Annotated in this window: 17 protein-coding genes; 11 read left to right on the forward strand and 6 right to left on the reverse strand. The window is 73.7% G+C overall.

Going from position 1 to position 15545, the window contains the following annotated elements:
- Positions 1 to 19 precede the first annotated feature (19 nt).
- Positions 20 to 673 carry a hypothetical protein gene (locus BMY04_RS09450; RefSeq protein ID WP_091179153.1) on the reverse strand — a complete coding sequence of 218 codons (654 nt, stop codon included), beginning with the start codon at positions 671 to 673 and terminating at the stop codon, positions 20 to 22.
- A gap of 172 nt (positions 674 to 845) precedes the next feature.
- Between BMY04_RS09450 and BMY04_RS09455 the strand changes: the two genes are divergently transcribed.
- The 3 genes from BMY04_RS09455 to BMY04_RS09465 all read left to right on the forward strand — a co-directional run bounded on the left by BMY04_RS09455 (position 846) and on the right by BMY04_RS09465 (position 3611).
- Positions 846 to 1358, forward strand: coding sequence for a DinB family protein (locus BMY04_RS09455; RefSeq protein ID WP_091179155.1), 513 nt, complete (start codon positions 846 to 848; stop codon positions 1356 to 1358).
- An 82-nt stretch (positions 1359 to 1440) separates the two neighbouring features.
- Positions 1441 to 2265, forward strand: coding sequence for an alpha/beta fold hydrolase (locus BMY04_RS09460; RefSeq protein WP_091179157.1), 825 nt, complete (start codon positions 1441 to 1443; stop codon positions 2263 to 2265).
- A 215-nt stretch (positions 2266 to 2480) separates the two neighbouring features.
- A complete protein-coding gene (locus BMY04_RS09465) occupies positions 2481 to 3611 on the forward strand; it encodes an FAD-dependent oxidoreductase (RefSeq protein WP_091179159.1) in 1131 nt (376 codons plus the stop codon).
- Positions 3612 to 3640: 29 nt separating this feature from the next.
- Here BMY04_RS09465 and BMY04_RS23525 read toward each other — a convergent pair whose 3' ends face one another.
- Complete coding sequence (locus tag BMY04_RS23525) at positions 3641 to 4255, reverse strand: TetR/AcrR family transcriptional regulator (protein ID WP_091179161.1); 615 nt, start codon at positions 4253 to 4255, stop codon at positions 3641 to 3643.
- A 75-nt stretch (positions 4256 to 4330) separates the two neighbouring features.
- Here BMY04_RS23525 and BMY04_RS09475 point away from each other — a divergent pair, with 75 nt between their 5' ends.
- Positions 4331 to 4780: an SRPBCC family protein gene (locus BMY04_RS09475; protein ID WP_091179164.1), complete on the forward strand. Its 450-nt coding sequence runs from the start codon at positions 4331 to 4333 to the stop codon at positions 4778 to 4780.
- Between the two features lie 81 nt (positions 4781 to 4861).
- On the opposite strand, the gene BMY04_RS09480 is transcribed toward BMY04_RS09475, so the two are convergent.
- Positions 4862 to 5467, reverse strand: a complete 606-nt coding sequence (locus BMY04_RS09480; RefSeq protein ID WP_091179165.1) for a dihydrofolate reductase family protein — start codon at positions 5465 to 5467, stop codon at positions 4862 to 4864.
- Between the two features lie 957 nt (positions 5468 to 6424).
- Here BMY04_RS09480 and BMY04_RS09490 point away from each other — a divergent pair.
- Positions 6425 to 6805, forward strand: coding sequence for a hypothetical protein (locus BMY04_RS09490; protein WP_139209812.1), 381 nt, complete (start codon positions 6425 to 6427; stop codon positions 6803 to 6805).
- A gap of 55 nt (positions 6806 to 6860) precedes the next feature.
- On the opposite strand, the gene BMY04_RS09495 is transcribed toward BMY04_RS09490, so the two are convergent.
- The gene (locus tag BMY04_RS09495; protein WP_091179171.1) at positions 6861 to 7244 is read right to left on the reverse strand and encodes a hypothetical protein; all 384 of its coding nucleotides are present in this window, start codon (positions 7242 to 7244) and stop codon (positions 6861 to 6863) included.
- Positions 7245 to 7459: 215 nt separating this feature from the next.
- On the opposite strand from BMY04_RS09495, the gene BMY04_RS09500 reads away from it, so the two are divergent.
- The gene (locus BMY04_RS09500; protein ID WP_091179173.1) at positions 7460 to 7756 is read left to right on the forward strand and encodes an antibiotic biosynthesis monooxygenase family protein; all 297 of its coding nucleotides are present in this window, start codon (positions 7460 to 7462) and stop codon (positions 7754 to 7756) included.
- A 36-nt stretch (positions 7757 to 7792) separates the two neighbouring features.
- Complete coding sequence (locus tag BMY04_RS09505) at positions 7793 to 8686, forward strand: phosphotransferase (RefSeq protein WP_091179174.1); 894 nt, start codon at positions 7793 to 7795, stop codon at positions 8684 to 8686.
- A gap of 64 nt (positions 8687 to 8750) precedes the next feature.
- Here BMY04_RS09505 and BMY04_RS09510 read toward each other — a convergent pair whose 3' ends face one another.
- Together BMY04_RS09510 and BMY04_RS09515 are read right to left on the reverse strand one after the other, a co-directional pair.
- Positions 8751 to 9803: a hypothetical protein gene (locus BMY04_RS09510; protein ID WP_091179176.1), complete on the reverse strand. Its 1053-nt coding sequence runs from the start codon at positions 9801 to 9803 to the stop codon at positions 8751 to 8753.
- Positions 9804 to 9864: 61 nt separating this feature from the next.
- Positions 9865 to 11166, reverse strand: a complete 1302-nt coding sequence (locus BMY04_RS09515; protein ID WP_091179178.1) for an MFS transporter — start codon at positions 11164 to 11166, stop codon at positions 9865 to 9867.
- 424 nt (positions 11167 to 11590) lie between these two features.
- Here BMY04_RS09515 and BMY04_RS09520 point away from each other — a divergent pair, with 424 nt between their 5' ends.
- The 4 genes from BMY04_RS09520 to BMY04_RS09535 all read left to right on the forward strand — a co-directional run bounded on the left by BMY04_RS09520 (position 11591) and on the right by BMY04_RS09535 (position 15533).
- A complete protein-coding gene (locus BMY04_RS09520; RefSeq protein WP_091179180.1) occupies positions 11591 to 12307 on the forward strand; it encodes an alpha/beta fold hydrolase in 717 nt (238 codons plus the stop codon).
- Between the two features lie 156 nt (positions 12308 to 12463).
- The gene (locus tag BMY04_RS09525; RefSeq protein WP_091179182.1) at positions 12464 to 13678 is read left to right on the forward strand and encodes a PucR family transcriptional regulator; all 1215 of its coding nucleotides are present in this window, start codon (positions 12464 to 12466) and stop codon (positions 13676 to 13678) included.
- Positions 13679 to 13835: 157 nt separating this feature from the next.
- Positions 13836 to 14750: an alpha/beta fold hydrolase gene (locus BMY04_RS09530; RefSeq protein WP_091179184.1), complete on the forward strand. Its 915-nt coding sequence runs from the start codon at positions 13836 to 13838 to the stop codon at positions 14748 to 14750.
- A gap of 48 nt (positions 14751 to 14798) precedes the next feature.
- On the forward strand, positions 14799 to 15533 hold the full coding sequence (locus tag BMY04_RS09535) for an NADPH-dependent F420 reductase (RefSeq protein ID WP_269766213.1): 735 nt from the start codon (positions 14799 to 14801) through the stop codon (positions 15531 to 15533).
- Positions 15534 to 15545 lie beyond the last annotated feature (12 nt).

Consider the following 15545-nt stretch of genomic DNA (forward strand, 5'->3'; position numbering starts at 1 on the left):
GATGGGGTCCGTGCGCCGGTCAGGTGAGCTCGATCCACTCCACGCCGTCGGAGTCCGCCCTGGCGTGGAGCAGGCCGACCTGGCTGAGCGAGTCCGGCTCGGCCTTGAGGTGCTCCTCGGCCACGGGAAAGGCCGCCCAGTAGTCGGTGAAGGCGTTGCCGTGCCAGAAACCCTGCTCGGTGACCTGGTCGCCGGTCGCCGAGTGCTGCGGGTTCTGGCAGAAGGGCAGGAACAGCTCGTCGGCGCCCATGGCTCGGACGGAACGCGTGTTCGCCGCTGCGAGCTCGGCAGGGTCGCTCAGGTCCGGGAGCGGCTCGCCCTCGGGGATCCCGACCGCGATCAGCAGGTGCACGGCGACCCCGATGCCCCCGGACAACCCCGCGTCAGCCCACTCGGCCGCCCAGCCGGCGAAGGCGAAGACCGCGGTGGCCGCCAGCTCGACACCCTTGCCGTCCTCCGGCTCCGCCGGGGTGATCGGGTTGATCTGGATCGGTGTGCCCTCCGCCGCGGCGTCCTGCTGCCCGGCCAGGACGCCCTCGCGGTAGGCCTGCGCCTGGTTCTCCTCCAGCACCGCGGGCGGATCGACCTGGCTGCCGGGCTGGGCGAGGCCGGCGTCGTGACCGTCCTGCCACGACGTCTCCCACTCGGTCCCCACGTACGGGTTGTCGGTCACGGCTCTGTCCTTCCGACGGCGGCTGGTTGCTGGCAGACAGGAGCGCTGAGCAGCCCCGCTGATACCCCCGGCTGAGGGTTCGGCGAGGTCACGAGAGGAGTCCGGGGCACCGGGCCCGTCGGCCACCCCGGCCGTCGAACGGAGGCGCGTCCCCGTCTGGGACCATCGGGGCGTGCCCACCTCCCCGAACCCGACGGCTCTCGACGTGATCGGCGAGCCGGCCAAGGTCCAGATCGAGGCGTTCCTCGACGAGCACCGGGCTGGGCTCGACGACTGCCTGGACGGGCTCGACGAGGAGCAGGCACGGCGCCGCCTCGTGGAGTCGAAGACGACCCTGCTCGGCCTGGTCAAGCACGCGACGTTCGTCGAGAAGGTGTGGTTCGGCGAGGCCGTCACCGGCCGTTCCCGCGAGGAGCTCGGGATCCAGGCCGGCCCGGACGAGTCCTTCGACCTGGTCGACGACGACACCATCACCTCGGTCCGCAGCGCCCACGTCCAGGCGTGCGCCGCCTCACGGCGAGCGGTGGCGGGCCTCGACCTCGACGACGTGCTGCGCGGCAACCGTCGCGGTCCGCTGCCGCTGCGCTGGGTCTACCTCCAGGTGCTGCGCGAGCTCGCGCAGCACTGCGGGCACGCGGACATCCTCCGCGAGCAGATCCTCGCCGGCCGCGACCAGGGTCGATGAGGCTCGCGGGGAGCAGGAGGCGGGTCCCTACGCTCGGACGTGAGGGACGCCGTACCGACGGACGTCGAAGGAGCCTGCGCGCATGAGCACGACCGAGATCGACGGCGCGTCGATCTACCACCGGGTGACCGGCGACGCGGGAAGTCCGCCGTTGTTCCTGGTCCACGGCCTCTACGGGGACTCGACGACGGTGCAGGACCTCGCCACCGCGCTCGCCGCCCGCTTCCGTGTCGTGGCCCCGGACATGCTCGGCCACGGGCGCTCGACCCACCCGCGCCACTTCACCCTGGCCGACCAGGGCCGCGCCCTGAACGGTCTCGTCGCGGCCCTCGGCTACGACCGCGCGGTGCTGGTGGGGGTCTCGATGGGCTCCTACGTCGCCGCACAGGCAGCCGTCCTGGAGCCGGACCGCGTCTCGCGGCTCGTCCTCGTCGTCCCCAAGGCGCACGGCACGTCGTCGTCGTCGGTCGCCTACGCCCAGCGGATGGGCTTCGACCTCGCCGCGGCCACGCCCGAGGAGCAGCTGTCGTTCATGGCGGGGGCGGTCTGGTCACCGGCGACGTCCGCGGAGCGTCGGGAGGAGATCATGGCCTCCGCCCAGGCTCCGGACCAGGTCCTGCTGAGCGTCGACGAACGAGCCGCGGTCGAGGAGTCCCTGGCCGGGTTCGACCTGCGGCCCGACCTCGCGAGGATCACGGCGCCGACGCTGGTCGTGTCCGGCCGTTCGGACGGGCTGAACCCGCCCGCAGCCGGCGAGGAGCTCGCCCGGGGTGTGCCCGGTGCCAGGTTCGAGGTCTACGAGAGCTCGGGCCACATGCTCAGCTTCGAGGAACGAGACCGCCTGGTCGCCGACGTGATCGGCTTCGTCGACGAGTCACCGGTCGGCGAGGAGACCACGGGCAGCTGAGGGCTGTCGCCGAGAACACACCGGCACCCGCTCCTCGATGGGGGCGCGGCTGGACCACCGTTGTGTACGCTCCTGGAGTCGCGAAAAACGACGGCCGCGTCGACGGCCGTCGCCTGCAGGCCGAGGTCACCCGACCCGGTTCAGCGTCTCCCCGCAGTGGCCCTGGTGGGCCACGCTCGGAGCTCGCCCGCGAGCTCCAGATCAGGAGCGCTTCCGTGCCTTCACCCATCACCGTCATCGGCGCCGGCCTCGGCGGCCTCGTCCTCGCCCGGATCCTCGGGCAGGCCGGCATCGAGGTGGTCGTCTACGAGGCCGAGCCCTCGATCGACGCGCGCGCCCAGGGCGGCCTGCTCGACCTCCACGCGTACAACGGCCAGCTCGCCGTGCGCGCGGCGGGGCTGTGGGACACGTTCACCGGCCTCGTCCGCCCCGGCGAGGACGCCAAGCGCGTCGTCGACCGGGACGGGACCGTGCTGTTCGACCACCCCGGCAGCACGGACGGCACCCGCCCGGAGATCGACCGGGGCGACCTGCGGCGCATGCTCGTCGACTCCCTGCAGCCCGGCACGATCCGCTGGGGGCACAAGCTCACCGCGATCGGCGTCGACGCCGACGGGCGCCGCGAGCTGCAGTTCGCGAACGGGCACCGGGCCGTCGCCGAGGTGCTCGTGGGCGCCGACGGTGCCTGGTCGCGGGTGCGGCCCCTGCTGACCGAGGCCCGCCCCCAGTACAGCGGGGTCACGTTCATCGAGACCACCCTCGCCGACGGGCCCGGGCGCTTCCCGGAGGCCGCGACGATGGTCGGTGACGGGACGCTCATCGCCCCGTCCCCCGGGCAGGCGGTCATCGCCCACCAGCACGCCGACGGCAGCCTGACCACGTACGCGGCCGTGACCCGCCCGGCGGAGTGGCTGGCGTCGGTCGACCTCGACGACCCCGACGGCGGCCAGGGCGAGATCGCGACCGCGTTCGAGGGCTGGGCGCCCCCGCTGCGCACGCTGGTGACCGAGTCCGACGCCGCCCCGGTCGTCCGGGCGATCCACGCCCTCCCCGTGGGGATCAGCTGGGCTCGGACGCCCGGCGTGACCCTGGTCGGCGACGCCGCCCACCTGATGTCGCCCTTCGCCGGCGAGGGCGCGAACCTCGCCCTGCTCGACGGGGCCGAGCTCGCCCGCGCGATCGTCGACTCGCCCGACGACGCGGAGGCGGCGATCGCCGCGTACGAACGCGACCTCTTCGCCCGCAGCGAGGCGTTCGCCGCGGCGAGCGCGTCCCACCTGGTGCAGTTCTTCGGCGACGACGCGCCGGGCTCGGTGGCAAGCATGTTCCAGCGCGTGCTGGCCTAAGCGAGTCGGCGCGGACCGTGGCGCTGCCCTCAGCGCTCCCCGGCGGAGGGCGCGAGCTCGACGACCAGGGCGCGCGCCGCCTGACGAGCGGCGGCGACCACGGCGCCGTCCGGCACGCCCGCGCCGGCGCCGGCCTGCACGGCGGCGTTGATCGACAGCAGCGCCATGCGCAGCAGGACGACGGACTCCGGCGTACGGGCGGGCTGCAGCGTGCCCAGCTCGTCGGCGAGCCGCGTCAGGGCGGCGCCGACGCGGGGCGCCTCGTCGGTCGGGGTCAGGCTGGCGAGCAGGAGCGGGTTGGCGGCGAGGAACCGGATGCCCTGCAGCTTGTCCTCGGTGAACGTGTCGACCCACCGGAGGACGGCCGCGCCGAGCAGGTCGGGTGACGGTGGCTGCTCGCGGACCCACGCCAGCAGCGCCTCGGCCTCGTCGCCCCGCTCGTCGAGCAGGGACTGCACGATCGCTTCCTTGCCGTCGAAGTAGTAGTACAGCGACGCCTTGTTGATCCCGACCTCGTCGGCGATCTGGCGCAGCGAGGTCGCCTCGTAGCCCTGCTCGGTGAACAGCCGCAGCGCCACGCGCTGGGCCTGGCGGCGGGTCTGCGTACCGCGTGGACCCGGCCGGGCGCTCTGCTTCTCCGCCATGGCCGAACTCTACCTACCGAGCGTTAGGCTACTTACCTACCTACTGGTAGGTAATCGGCAGACCGAGGAGAGAGCATGGCTGGATACACCGTCGTCCGCACGTACCCGTACCCCGTCGAGGAGGTCTGGCAGGTCCTCACCGACCCGGAGCAGGTCGCCCGGTGGACCACGACGGGACGGGGTGGCCGACCGGAGGGCTTCGCGGCTGTGCCGGGGACCCGGTTCCGGTTCGTCGGCCGGCCGACCTTCGGCTGGGCCGGCGTCGTCCACTGCGAGGTGATCGCGGTCGACCCGCCCCGCTCGATGCACTACACGTGGCGGGGCGACCAGCACAGCGACGCCGTCACCGACGTCACCTACCTGCTCGAGGAGACCCCGCAGGGCACCCGCTTCACCTGGGACCACACCGGCTTCACCGGGATCGGCGGCTTCGCGATGTCCAGGCTGCTCGGCGACGTGCGCAAGAAGATGCTGTCCGAGGGCGTCCCGGCGGCGCTCGAGGCGTACCACCGTGCTCGGCCGTGACCGCGCGGGCGCGGTCGGTCGTCGCGGCTGACGACCGATCATCTCCTCCTCGTGGGTCGAGGTGCCAGGAACGCGCGGCGCTCAGCGGAGCACACGGTAGTGGAGGTGGTTGACGCCGTCCTCACCCGCGAGGACCCGCGTCCGCTCCAGCTCGACGACGCCGGCCGGGAGGTGGTCGAAGAGTCGGCGGCCCTGCCCGAAGAGGACCGGGACGACGTGCAGCTCGAGCTCGTCGAGCACGCCGGCGGCCAGGGCCAGCTGGGCGGTCGCGGCCCCGTGCACCAGGACGTCCCGCTCGCCGGCCGCTTCGCGTGCGCGGGCGAAGGCGACCTCGACGTCGTCGGTGTAGGTGACGCGGGGCCAGGCGGTGATGTCGATGCCCGGCCCGGTACGGCTGAGGACGAAGATCGGGACGCCGTCGTGATGATCACCTCCCCAGCCGTTCGCCGGCTCGAACGTGCCTCGTCCGGCCACGACGGCACCGGTGGCCAGGAACTCGTCGACGACCTGGCCGTTGACGCCGCCGGACACGGGCGGGGGAGGACCGCTGGGGCTTCCCTCCTCCCCGGTGAGCACCCACTCGTGGAGCCGCGGGCCGCCGTCGCCCAAACCGTTGTCGGGTCGTACGTTCGGCCCCGCGACGAAACCGTCGAGGGAGATGGACATGGAGAGGACGGTGGCGCCCACGGGCTGCTCCTGACTTCCGGTGGCTGTCCTTCACGAAGACCCGCGCCTCGCCGCCCGCTCATCGGGAAAACGTCCGGCAGTCCTTCGCTGTTCGACGCACCTCGGGCCCCCGCCTGCGCGATGCTGCCGCCATGGCGAGACGCGATCCGACGCGGAGGTACCCGCTGACCTGGTGGGCGGTCGGCGTCCCCGCAGCCACGGTGGTCGCCTTCGTCCTCCACCACGTCGGACTGCCCTGGGCGCCCACCTGGGCCCTGTGCCTGATGGTCACAGGTCTCGTGCTCCTGGCCGTCGCGCTCCACCGCGGCGCGCGTGGGCCCGAGCGATCTCCCCTCGACCGACGCGAGCAGGTCTCACGCGACGCGCGCCGTGACCAGACTTCGTGACCAGAATTCGTGGACAGACTTCGTGACCTGACGCCTTGGCTGACGTCTGACGACGGCGCGCCTCAGCCGGTCCTGATTCTTCGGCACTCCTCCGTCCTCGGCCACGGACGCGTCGTCGAGGAGGGACGCTACGACGACCTGCTCGCCGCCAGGGGCCGCTTCGTCGGGATCTTCGCCGACTAGACCTGACCCTCACCAGACGACCGGCGACGGTGGTTCCTCCCACGGCCGGACGATGGCGTCACGGTCGTGCGCGACGCAGGCGTGTCCGAGGACTAGGCCCCAGAGCTTCTCACCGGGTGGCAGCCGCCCGGCGCGCTGCCACGGCTTCGCGCGACGAGGTCCCCGCGACCGCACGTCGTGATCGAGGACGGGCGCAGCACGCGAGCGGTCGGGCGGGACGCGCCGGTTGACCAGCGGCAGGGGCGAGCCCCGGCGCAAGGGGGCGCTCTACGATCGCCCCGTGTCCCCGCCAGAGCCTCGGGATCGCCCATCCGACGGGGCGGCGACGGACGGTGCCGACGACCTGCGACCGCCGAAGGCGGTGCTGTGGCGTGCCCTCCTCGTGGGCGTGGGCGCAGGCGGCCTGCTCGGGGCGCTGATGGGCCTGCCGCCCGATGTCGGACGGTCGCTCTCCGAGTCAGACGCGTCGTTCGCGGTGACGTGGTGGTCCTGGCTGGTGGTCACGGTGCCGATCGGTGCGTCGGTCGGCTTCCTGCCGGCCCTGCTCGCCGTCGCGGTGTGGGAGTGGCAGCGCCCGAGAGGCGTTCGACGTGCGCGCCTCGCGGGGAGCGGGGCCGCAGCCCTCGCGGTGGTCGCGACCGCCGCTCTCTTCCAGCTGCTGACCGCCGTCGCCCTCGTGCTCGTCGCCGCCGCGGTGAGCTTCGCCGTGGCCTACCTGTCGGTGCCCCTCATCACGACCACCCGGCGACGCCCGCGCCGCACGGCCTGACCGCGGCGCCCGGCCCTCGTGTGCGGCGCACCGGGAGGGCAGGCGGCAGGCCGGTTCAGGCGTCGGGTGCCTCGGGCTTCGTGACGCCCTGGAGCTCAGTGTGGAGGACGCAGAAGCAGCCCTGGAAGGCGGCGACCAACCAGCGCGCGCGGACGACGAAGCCCCGCTCCTGCGACTCCATCGTCACGTGCAGCCACGGGGACGTCTGGTGGGCCGGGACGCTGACCGTGATCTTGACCGGCAGCGAGCGGCGGCCCCGCGCGGAGAACGTGTCGAGCAGCAGGAAGAGGAGAGGCGAGCCCACGCGGAAGACGACCTGGGACGCGCTCTCCTCCAGCACCGTCCCGCGTCGTGCGGCGTAGCGGCCGACGAGCCGCATCGCGTCGGCGGTGTCGTCGACACGCAGGCGAAAGTCTTCGCTGACCGGGTCGAGCCGCACGACGTCTCCTCTGGGCGAGCGTGTGCCGCCGCCAGTTGGACCCCGTTCTCCACGTCGCCCGTATCAGGAGCCCCGTTCCCGTCGACCGTCCTCCGCGAGCGGCGGCGGCCTCTCGTGACCGGGGCGCGCGCCGACGGAGATGCGCACCAGGCCCGGACGTCGCACGGCGTAGCGGCAGGTCGACGTCCGCGCGGCACGTCTGTGAGGATCGGCCGGTGATCCTCGAGCACGCGCTGCTTCCCGTCCGGCCCGGCTCCGAGGCCGACTTCGAGGCTGCTTTCGGGTCGGCCAGGGCGATCATCGCCGGCGTGCCGGGCTTCGAGGGGCTGACGCTCTCCCGGTGCGTCGAGCGTCCCAGCACCTACCTGCTGCTGGTGCGGTGGCGCGACCTGCAGGACCACGTCGAGGGGTTCCGTGGGTCGGCCGAGTACCAGCAGTGGCGCGACCTGCTCCACCACTTCTACGAACCGTTCCCCACGGTCGAGCACTACGAGCACGTGCTTGACGCCTGAACGCGCGTCCACCCGCCCCACCCTCGGAGTCGCCGTGTGACCACCGATCCTGCTGAGGACGTCCCGGTCGAGGTCCTGGACGACGTGACCGCTGTGGTCGGGGCCGAGGCGACCGTGGTCGGGCGGTTGGCCGGAGGCTCGAACGCGGGCGCCGTGCACGTCCGGCTCGCCGGGCGAGCCGACGCCGTCCTGAAGGTGGCGCGCTCGACCCGCCCCCAGGAGCTGGCGGCGACGTCGCGGGCGAGGCGCATCGTCGAGCACATGCGCGGACGGGGTTACCCGACGCCGGCCTGGCTGGGGATGGGCGCCACCGCCACCCACGTGTGGCACATGATGGACCTGGTCGACGGCGTTCCCGTGCGAGCGCTGACCCCGGCCGTCGTGGTGCAGCTCATCGAGATCAACGACCTCCAGGCCGGCCAGGCCACCGAGCCCTACGACCACTGGGCGTACGCGTGGCAGGTGGCCACCGGCCGGGAGGCCTCCGTGCTGGGACTCTCGGCGTACTCGCCCGCGGTGTCGGACCTGGTCCGCCGCCTCCCGCTCCTGCGCGGCGCCGCTCGCCCGCCCGTGGATGCGCGCGACATGGTCCACGCCGATCTCAACCCGAGCAACGTCCTGGTCCGGGACGGGGTGGTCGTCGCGGTCGTGGACATCGAGAACGCCGGCAGCGGCACGCGGGCGACCGACCTCACCACCCTGCTGTGGCACACCTTCGACGGGTCCCTCGACGGCGTGCGTCGGCGCCTGTGGACGCGGATCGTCGACCTGGTCGGCGGGGAGGGGGCGGCGGTCCTGGTCACGACGCAGGTCCTGCTCCAGCTCGCGTGGTCGACCCGTCTCGGCCGCGACGACGTCGTCGCCGACGTGGTCGCCCGCGGCCACCGCGCCGCGGACGAGCTGGAGGCGTTCCGTCAAGGTCCTGGGTGAGCGCTGGGGGCGAGCGTCAGGGCGGCCTCTGGCGAGCACGGGCGGCTCGGCCGGGGACCGGCGTTCAGTGCGTGGTGTCGCGCACCCACACGCCCAGACCCTGGTCGTCGGTCGTCCTGGTCCAGGGGGCGAACGTCCCGACCGAGTCCACGCTGTCGGTGAGCCAGTAGGTGAGGTCGGGGTCGAAGCCGGCGAGCACGGTCCACCCGTGCTCGGTCGGGAGCGCTCGACCGGCGGCGGCGAGGTAGCCGGCGACGGTGAGGTGGACGGCGTCGTGGTCGCGGCTGACGGCGGCCCAGTCCGGGATCTGCCACGGGCCGGTGCTGCCGGTGGTGCGGTACCAGTCGTGACGCCGGGACCGGTCGACGTCGAGGGGGTGGCTCGTGACCAGCGCGGCCCAGTCCGACGGTGTCGCGATCTCGTGCACCCGGGCGTCGGCGGTGGGTCGGACGTCGGCCACGTGTGCCTCTTCCCAGCCCATGCCGTCCTCGACGAGCTCGAGCTGGACGGCGGGCAGCCGGCCGAGCTGCCGGCTCGTGGTGACCAGGCCGGCGTGGGTGGGGGTCGACCACCAGCGTCCGGTCCAGGAAGCCGTCGGGTCGTCCGGTCGCTCGACGATCGCCCTGGCCTCCTCGGCGAGGGTGTCGTCGCGCCACTTCTCGAGCCGTGCTGCGGCGCCGCGCAGGGGTGGCTTCGCGGTGCGTCCACGCCGGTGGTCCCAGCGCACCACGGACTGCCGCGTGAGGTCGGCCGGGGACCACCACCACCCGGCTGCCGGCGCCGAGGCCAGGGCTCGCGCGACGCGGTGGAGCTGACCGACCAGCCGGGGGTCGGCCAGCACCGCGTCGTGCTCGTACGGTTCCTGCCAGTAGCGGGCCGAGTCGACGGACGTGGCGAGCACGTCGACCAGCGAGAGCGGGTCGTGGAGCGCGGCGATCGCCCGGACGTCGATCCCCACCAGCTGCTCGACGAGGCGGGTCCGACCGACCTCGTCCGTCGCGTCCCCGGCCGTCAGCAGCTGCGGATCGACCAGGCGCGCCACCTCGAAGCACGCCTGACGGCCACGCGGACCCCCGACCAGGTCCGCGGCACGGCCCGGCACGTCGTTCAGCGGCATCCCTGCATCCTCGCCCGACCGCCTCAGGAAGCGCGGCCATTTTCGGTGCAGGCGGAGCCGGTCAGGACCTCCCCGACGATCCGTCACCAGGGTGGTCGGCCCGGTCGTGGGGCGGCGTGGTGAGGAGCAGCAGGACGACGGCGGCCAGGTCGAGGGCGGCAGCGGTCAGGAACAGCTCGGGCAGGCCGTACGGCCGGTCGGCCAGGGCCAGGCCGAGGAGACCGCCGGTCGCGATCGTGAGGCTCTGCGCGGCGAAGAACACCGACGTGGCGAAGCCCGCGCCGTCCGGGTGCAGCCGCTGGGCGTACGTCACGCCGAGACCGAGGACGACGGCGATGAAGCAGGCGTTGCAGAGCTGGCCGACGAGGAGGCCGACGACGCTCGAGCTGGTGGCGAAGGCCGCGAAGCCCCCGGCGCCGACGACCAGCCCGACGACGATGACGCGCTTCAGGCCGAACCGGTCGGCCAGCGCACCGGCGGCCGGCATCGCCACGAGCTCGACCACGGGCGCGACCGAGACCACGATCCCGAACAGCCAGAGCGACAGGCCCAGGCGGTCGACCGCGAGGATCGGCAGGTAGGTGATGCGGAGCGACTCGCCGGTCAGGGCCAGCAGGCAGACCACCGCGAAGAGCCACAGCGACCTCGCGCCCCAGGACGTGCGGGCCGGCCCGTCCAGGGCAGGGGCCGGGCGAGCCGCGGTCCGCGCCGAGGCTTGCTCGTCCGCGCCGGTGCGGTCGCGGCCCTCGTCCCGTCCCGGCCCGGTCGTGCGCAACCAGCGCAGCGGGACCAGCGGCAGCAGGACGAAGAGCCCGGACGCGACGAGGGCTCCGCGGTAGCCGAGCACGCTGGCGAGCGCGGTGCCGATCACCGGGCCGACGGCCCAGCCGAGCGAGTAGCCGGTCCGGACGGTGCTGGTGATCGTGCTCTGGCGCGGTTCGTGCTCCCGCTCGAGCAGCTCGCGCAGCAGCGCGAAGACCTGCGCGGCGGCGACCCCGCCGAAGGCCCCGAACACGATCCCGGCGACGGCGGCGACGGTGAACGTCGGAGCGAGCCCCATGGCGACGCGGCCGACGGCGAGCCAGACGCTCACCACCACGAGCAGACGCAGCCGGCTGCTGATCCGGTCCGACAGCCGTCCGACGAGGATCCCCACGACGGGTGAGGCCAGCGAGGTCAGCGCGAACAGCCCGACCGTGCCCTCGCTCACCCGCAGCGTCTGCACGAGGTACAGCGACATCAGCGGCACGTACGCGGAGACCGAGACCCCCGACAGCACGAGGCTGAGCAGGACGCCCCGGTAGCCGCGGTGCGACCAGGCCCGGCCGAAGGCCCGCCGCGGAACCACCGCAGAGGCCGTCACCGGTACGCCTCGTCGCGGGCGTCCGGCAGCGCGCGCCTCGGGCGTCCCGACACCAGGCCGTCCGTCCTCTCCTCGCGATCCTCACCGGCGGTCGCCGCCTCACACCCGTCGTGCGGAGCCCGACGAGGAGCCGTCCAGGCCGACGGGCGTCGCCGGCTCGTCAGAGGTAGACGAGGGCCAGCGAGACCAGCACGAGGACCGCGCCGACGACGATGAGGACGACCCCCGTCTTCCTGGACACCGCAGCAGTGTCGCAGTCCGAGGACGTCGGCGGGCGACCCGGCCGGTCGCGCCGAGCCCGAAAGATCGTGGGAACCACGGATGCCCGCAGGGCGCTCCGCTCCTAGCGTCGATCGCGTCCGGTCCACCCGGCACGCAGCCTCCCCGGCCGCCCGGCCGGCACCCAGGAAGCAGGAGCCCACCCATGCCCACCGCCCCCACCGTCGTGCTCGTGCACGGCGCCTTCGCCGACGCCTCGAGCTTCGGCCCCGTCGTGCCCGCCCTGCTCGACGACGGGCTGTCCGTCGTCGCGCCGGCCCTGCCGAACCGCAGCCTCGTCGCGGACTCGGCCTACATCGCCTCGATCGTGCGCCAGATCGCGGGCCCCGTCCTGCTGGTCGGCCACTCGTACGGCGGCGCGGTCATCACCGTCGCCGGTGCCGAGGAGAACGTCGTCGGTCTGGTCTACCTGGCCGCCTACGCGCTGGACGAGGGCGAGAGCCTCGGCGAGCTGCAGGGCAGGTTCGACGACCCGGCCCTCGCCGCCGCCCTGGTCTACAAGCCCTTCCCGCAGGCCGGGCAGGCCGACGGCACCGACGTGTACGTCGACGTCGCCCGGTTCCCCGACGTGATGGCCGGCGGGGTCGACCCGGAGCTGGCCAGGGTGCTGGCCGTGTCGCAGCGCCCGCTCACGGGAGTGGCCTTCGGCGAGAAGGCCTCGACCGCCGCGTGGCGCGACCGGCCGTCCTGGGGCCTGGTCGCCACGAGCGACCACGCCATCAACCCCGAGGTCGAGCGGTTCGGCTACTCCCGCGCCGGCATGAACGTCACGGAGGTCGACTCCTCCCACCTCGTCATGCTCGCCGAGCCCAAGACCGTCGTGGAGCTCCTCCGCGACGCTGTGCGGGCGACGAGCGCCTGACGGACCCGACCGGGGCCGCGCCGCACGACGCCGGCGCGGCCCCGTACCGCCTCACCGTCCCGCTCGACGCGAACAGGACCACCATGATCAGGTTCGCGGTCGTCACCGGCAGCCGAGGCCCTTCCCGGGCGACGGGGCGTTGGTTAGGGTGCGCGCATGGCCCAGGTGCAGCTCGCGCCGGACCCCGCTCCGGAGCTGGTCGAGCTCGCCCGTGAGCTGCTGAGCGGGGTGGACGACTTCACCGAGCTCGTCGTGGAGCAGATCCGCCTCCGGGTGCCGTACTACGGCGGCCCCGAGCACCTGGCGCTCGGCGACACCAACCGCTGGGTCGGCGCGAACGTCGAGAGCGTCCTGCGGTCCTTCGTCTTCGAGGGTCCGCCCGACGTGGCGGCCGCGCGGGCCACCGGCCGGGAGCGGGGCGAGCAGGGCGTCCCGCTGCCGATCGTGATGGCCGCCTACCGCGTGGGCTTCCACGAGATCTGGACCCGGCTGCTGGAGCGCGCGCGCAGCGGCGGCGTGACCAGCGACGCGCTGGTGGAGGCGGCGTCGCAGATCTGGTCGGCGCACGACACGTTCTCCCAGGCGATGGCCGACGGCTACCGCCACGCGGTCTTCGGCGAGATGCTGCGCACCGAGCAGGAACGTTCCGCCCTGGTCGGGGTCCTGCTGGAGGGCCGCATCAGCGACGAGCTGACCAGCTGGGACGCGGCCGACCTGCTCCGGCTGCCCGGCCAGGGCCCGTTCGTCGTGGTGGCGGCCGAGGTGGCCGAGCTGGCGAAGGAGGCCGTGCCCGGGGCCGAGACTCGGCTGCGCCTGAGCGGGATGAGCTCGGCGTGGCGGCTGCTGCCCGACCTGCACGTCGGCATCGTGCGGCTGACCGACGAGGCGCAGGTGCACCGGCTGAGCGACGAGCTGGCCAAGACGGCACGCGGCCGGGTCGGGATCAGCCCGGCGTACCCGCGGCTGAACGACACGGCGGTCGCCCTCCGGCTGGCGCGCATGGCGCTGGCCACCGCCGCACCGGGGGAGGTCCAGGTCCGGGTCTTCGACGAGCACCCCTTGGGCGTCGCCGCCGTGAACGCGTCGGCGGCGATGGACCGGATCGTCCGGACCGTCCTCGGGCCCGTCCTGGACCTGCCCGGCGAGGACCGGGCGGTGCTGCTCAGCACGCTCGCAGCCTGGCGTGACAACGGCGGGTCGACGGAGTCCACGTCCAAGCAGCTGTTCTGCCACCCCAACACCGTGCGGCTGCGGCTGCGCCGGCTGGAGGGGCTCACCGGGCGGCTGCTCGGTGATCCGCGCGCGGCGGCGGAGACCCTGCTCGCCCTCGAGAGCGTCGAGGCGAACCCGCCGCTGCCCGACGGCGTCTGACGGGTCCCGGCGGCTGTGACCCGCCACAGGGACCGGGTCCGAACGCGGTGGTCGACACCATCGGCGCGCGGCGTCGGTCGCACCAGGCTGGAGCGCGGGGAGCGGACTGACCGGCCCGCGACCTCCACCATCGCCATCCCGGTCCAGGAGAGCTCAGATGTTCAGAATCACGACGGCGGGACGTGCCCTGCGCGCGACCGCCCTGGCCGGGGCGCTGGTCGCAGCCACCCTGACGGCCGCAACGAGCCAGACGGCGGTGGCCGGGGCCTCCGTACCGACCACCAAAGCCCCCGCAGCCGCCCCCGGCACCACCACCGCCGGTGCGGTCCAGCACGCGGCGAAGCCCGCGGCGAAGAACGGGGCCAAGCCGACCATCGTCCTGGTGCACGGCGCCTGGGCGGACGGCTCGAGCTGGAACGGGGTGATCAGCCGGCTCCAGCACGACGGCTACACCGTCGACGCCCCGCCGAACCCGCAGCTGGGGCTGGCGTACGACACCGCCACGCTGAAGGACTTCCTCGGCACGATCTCGGGCCCGGTGGTCCTCGTCGGCCACTCGTACGGCGGCGAGGTCATCACCAACGCGGCCACCGGGAACGCGAACGTCAAGGCGCTCGTCTACGTGGACGCCTTCGTGCCCGACCAGGGCCAGACCCTCGCCCAGCTGGCCACCGCGGTGCCCGGCAGCTGCACGGGCGGGCCCAACCTGACCTTCGCGCCCTACCCCGGCGCCCCGGCGGGTGCGCAGGCCGCGTACCTGAAGCAGAGCGCGTTCCCCGGGTGCATGGCCAACGGGCTGCCCCTCAAGAAGGCCCGGCAGCTGGCCGCCGCGCAGCGTCCGCTGGCGACCGTCGCCCTGACCGACGTGTCGGGCGTCCCGGCGTGGAAGACCATCCCGTCGTGGGCCGTCGTCGGCACCGCCGACCACGCCATCCCGCCCGCCGAGCAGCTGGCCATGGCCAGGAACGCCCACGCCCGCATCACGACGGTGCACGCCCCGCACCTGTCGATGATCAAGAGGCCGCACACGGTCACCTCGGTGATCCTGCAGGCGGTGCACGCCACCACCTGAGCCGCGCCGAACGGCTCCTCGAACGACACCCCCGCGGGCCAGGACCGAGTGGTCCTGGCCCGCGGGCACGCCCGCACGACCCCCGTACGCAGCCCAGCCCAGCCCAGCCACCGCCAGAGAGGCGTCCCCATGCCTGACCAGACCATCGGCTTCATCGGAGCCGGGAACATCGGCTCCCAGCTCGCCCGGCTCGCCGTCCGCACCGGGCACGACGTCGTCCTCGCCAACTCGCGCGGCCCCGAGACCCTCGTCGACCTGGTCGCCGAGCTCGGCCACCACGCCCGCGCCGCCACCCGCTCGGAGGCGGCCGCGGCGGGCGACGTCGTCGTCGTGTCCACGCCGCTCGCGGCCGTCGGCACCCTCCCCGTCGACCTCCTCGCCGGGAAGGTCGTCGTCGACACGAACAACTACTACCCGCAGCGCGACGGGCACGTCGCGGCGCTGGACGAGGGGACCACGACCTCCTCGGAGCTGCTGGCGGACCACCTCGTCGGCGCGCGGGTCGTGAAGGCGTTCAACCACATCGGGTCGCGCTTCCTCACCAAGGACGCGAAGCCCGCCGGGGCCGAGCGCCGTCGTGCCGTGGCGATCGCGGGTGACGACGCGGCCGCGAAGCGGATCGTCGCCGACCTCGTCGACCAGCTCGGCTTCGACGTGGTCGACGCCGGCCCCCTCGCCGAGGGCTGGCGGTTCGGCCCGGGCACCCCGGGCTACGCCGCCCGCTTCACTGCCGAGGAGCTGCGCCAGAAGCTCGCCGAGGCGAAGCGCGACCACGCGGGGTGATGCCCCGCCCGC

This window comes from Microlunatus flavus (assembly GCF_900110855.1).
Classification (GTDB): domain Bacteria; phylum Actinomycetota; class Actinomycetes; order Propionibacteriales; family Propionibacteriaceae; genus Microlunatus; species Microlunatus flavus.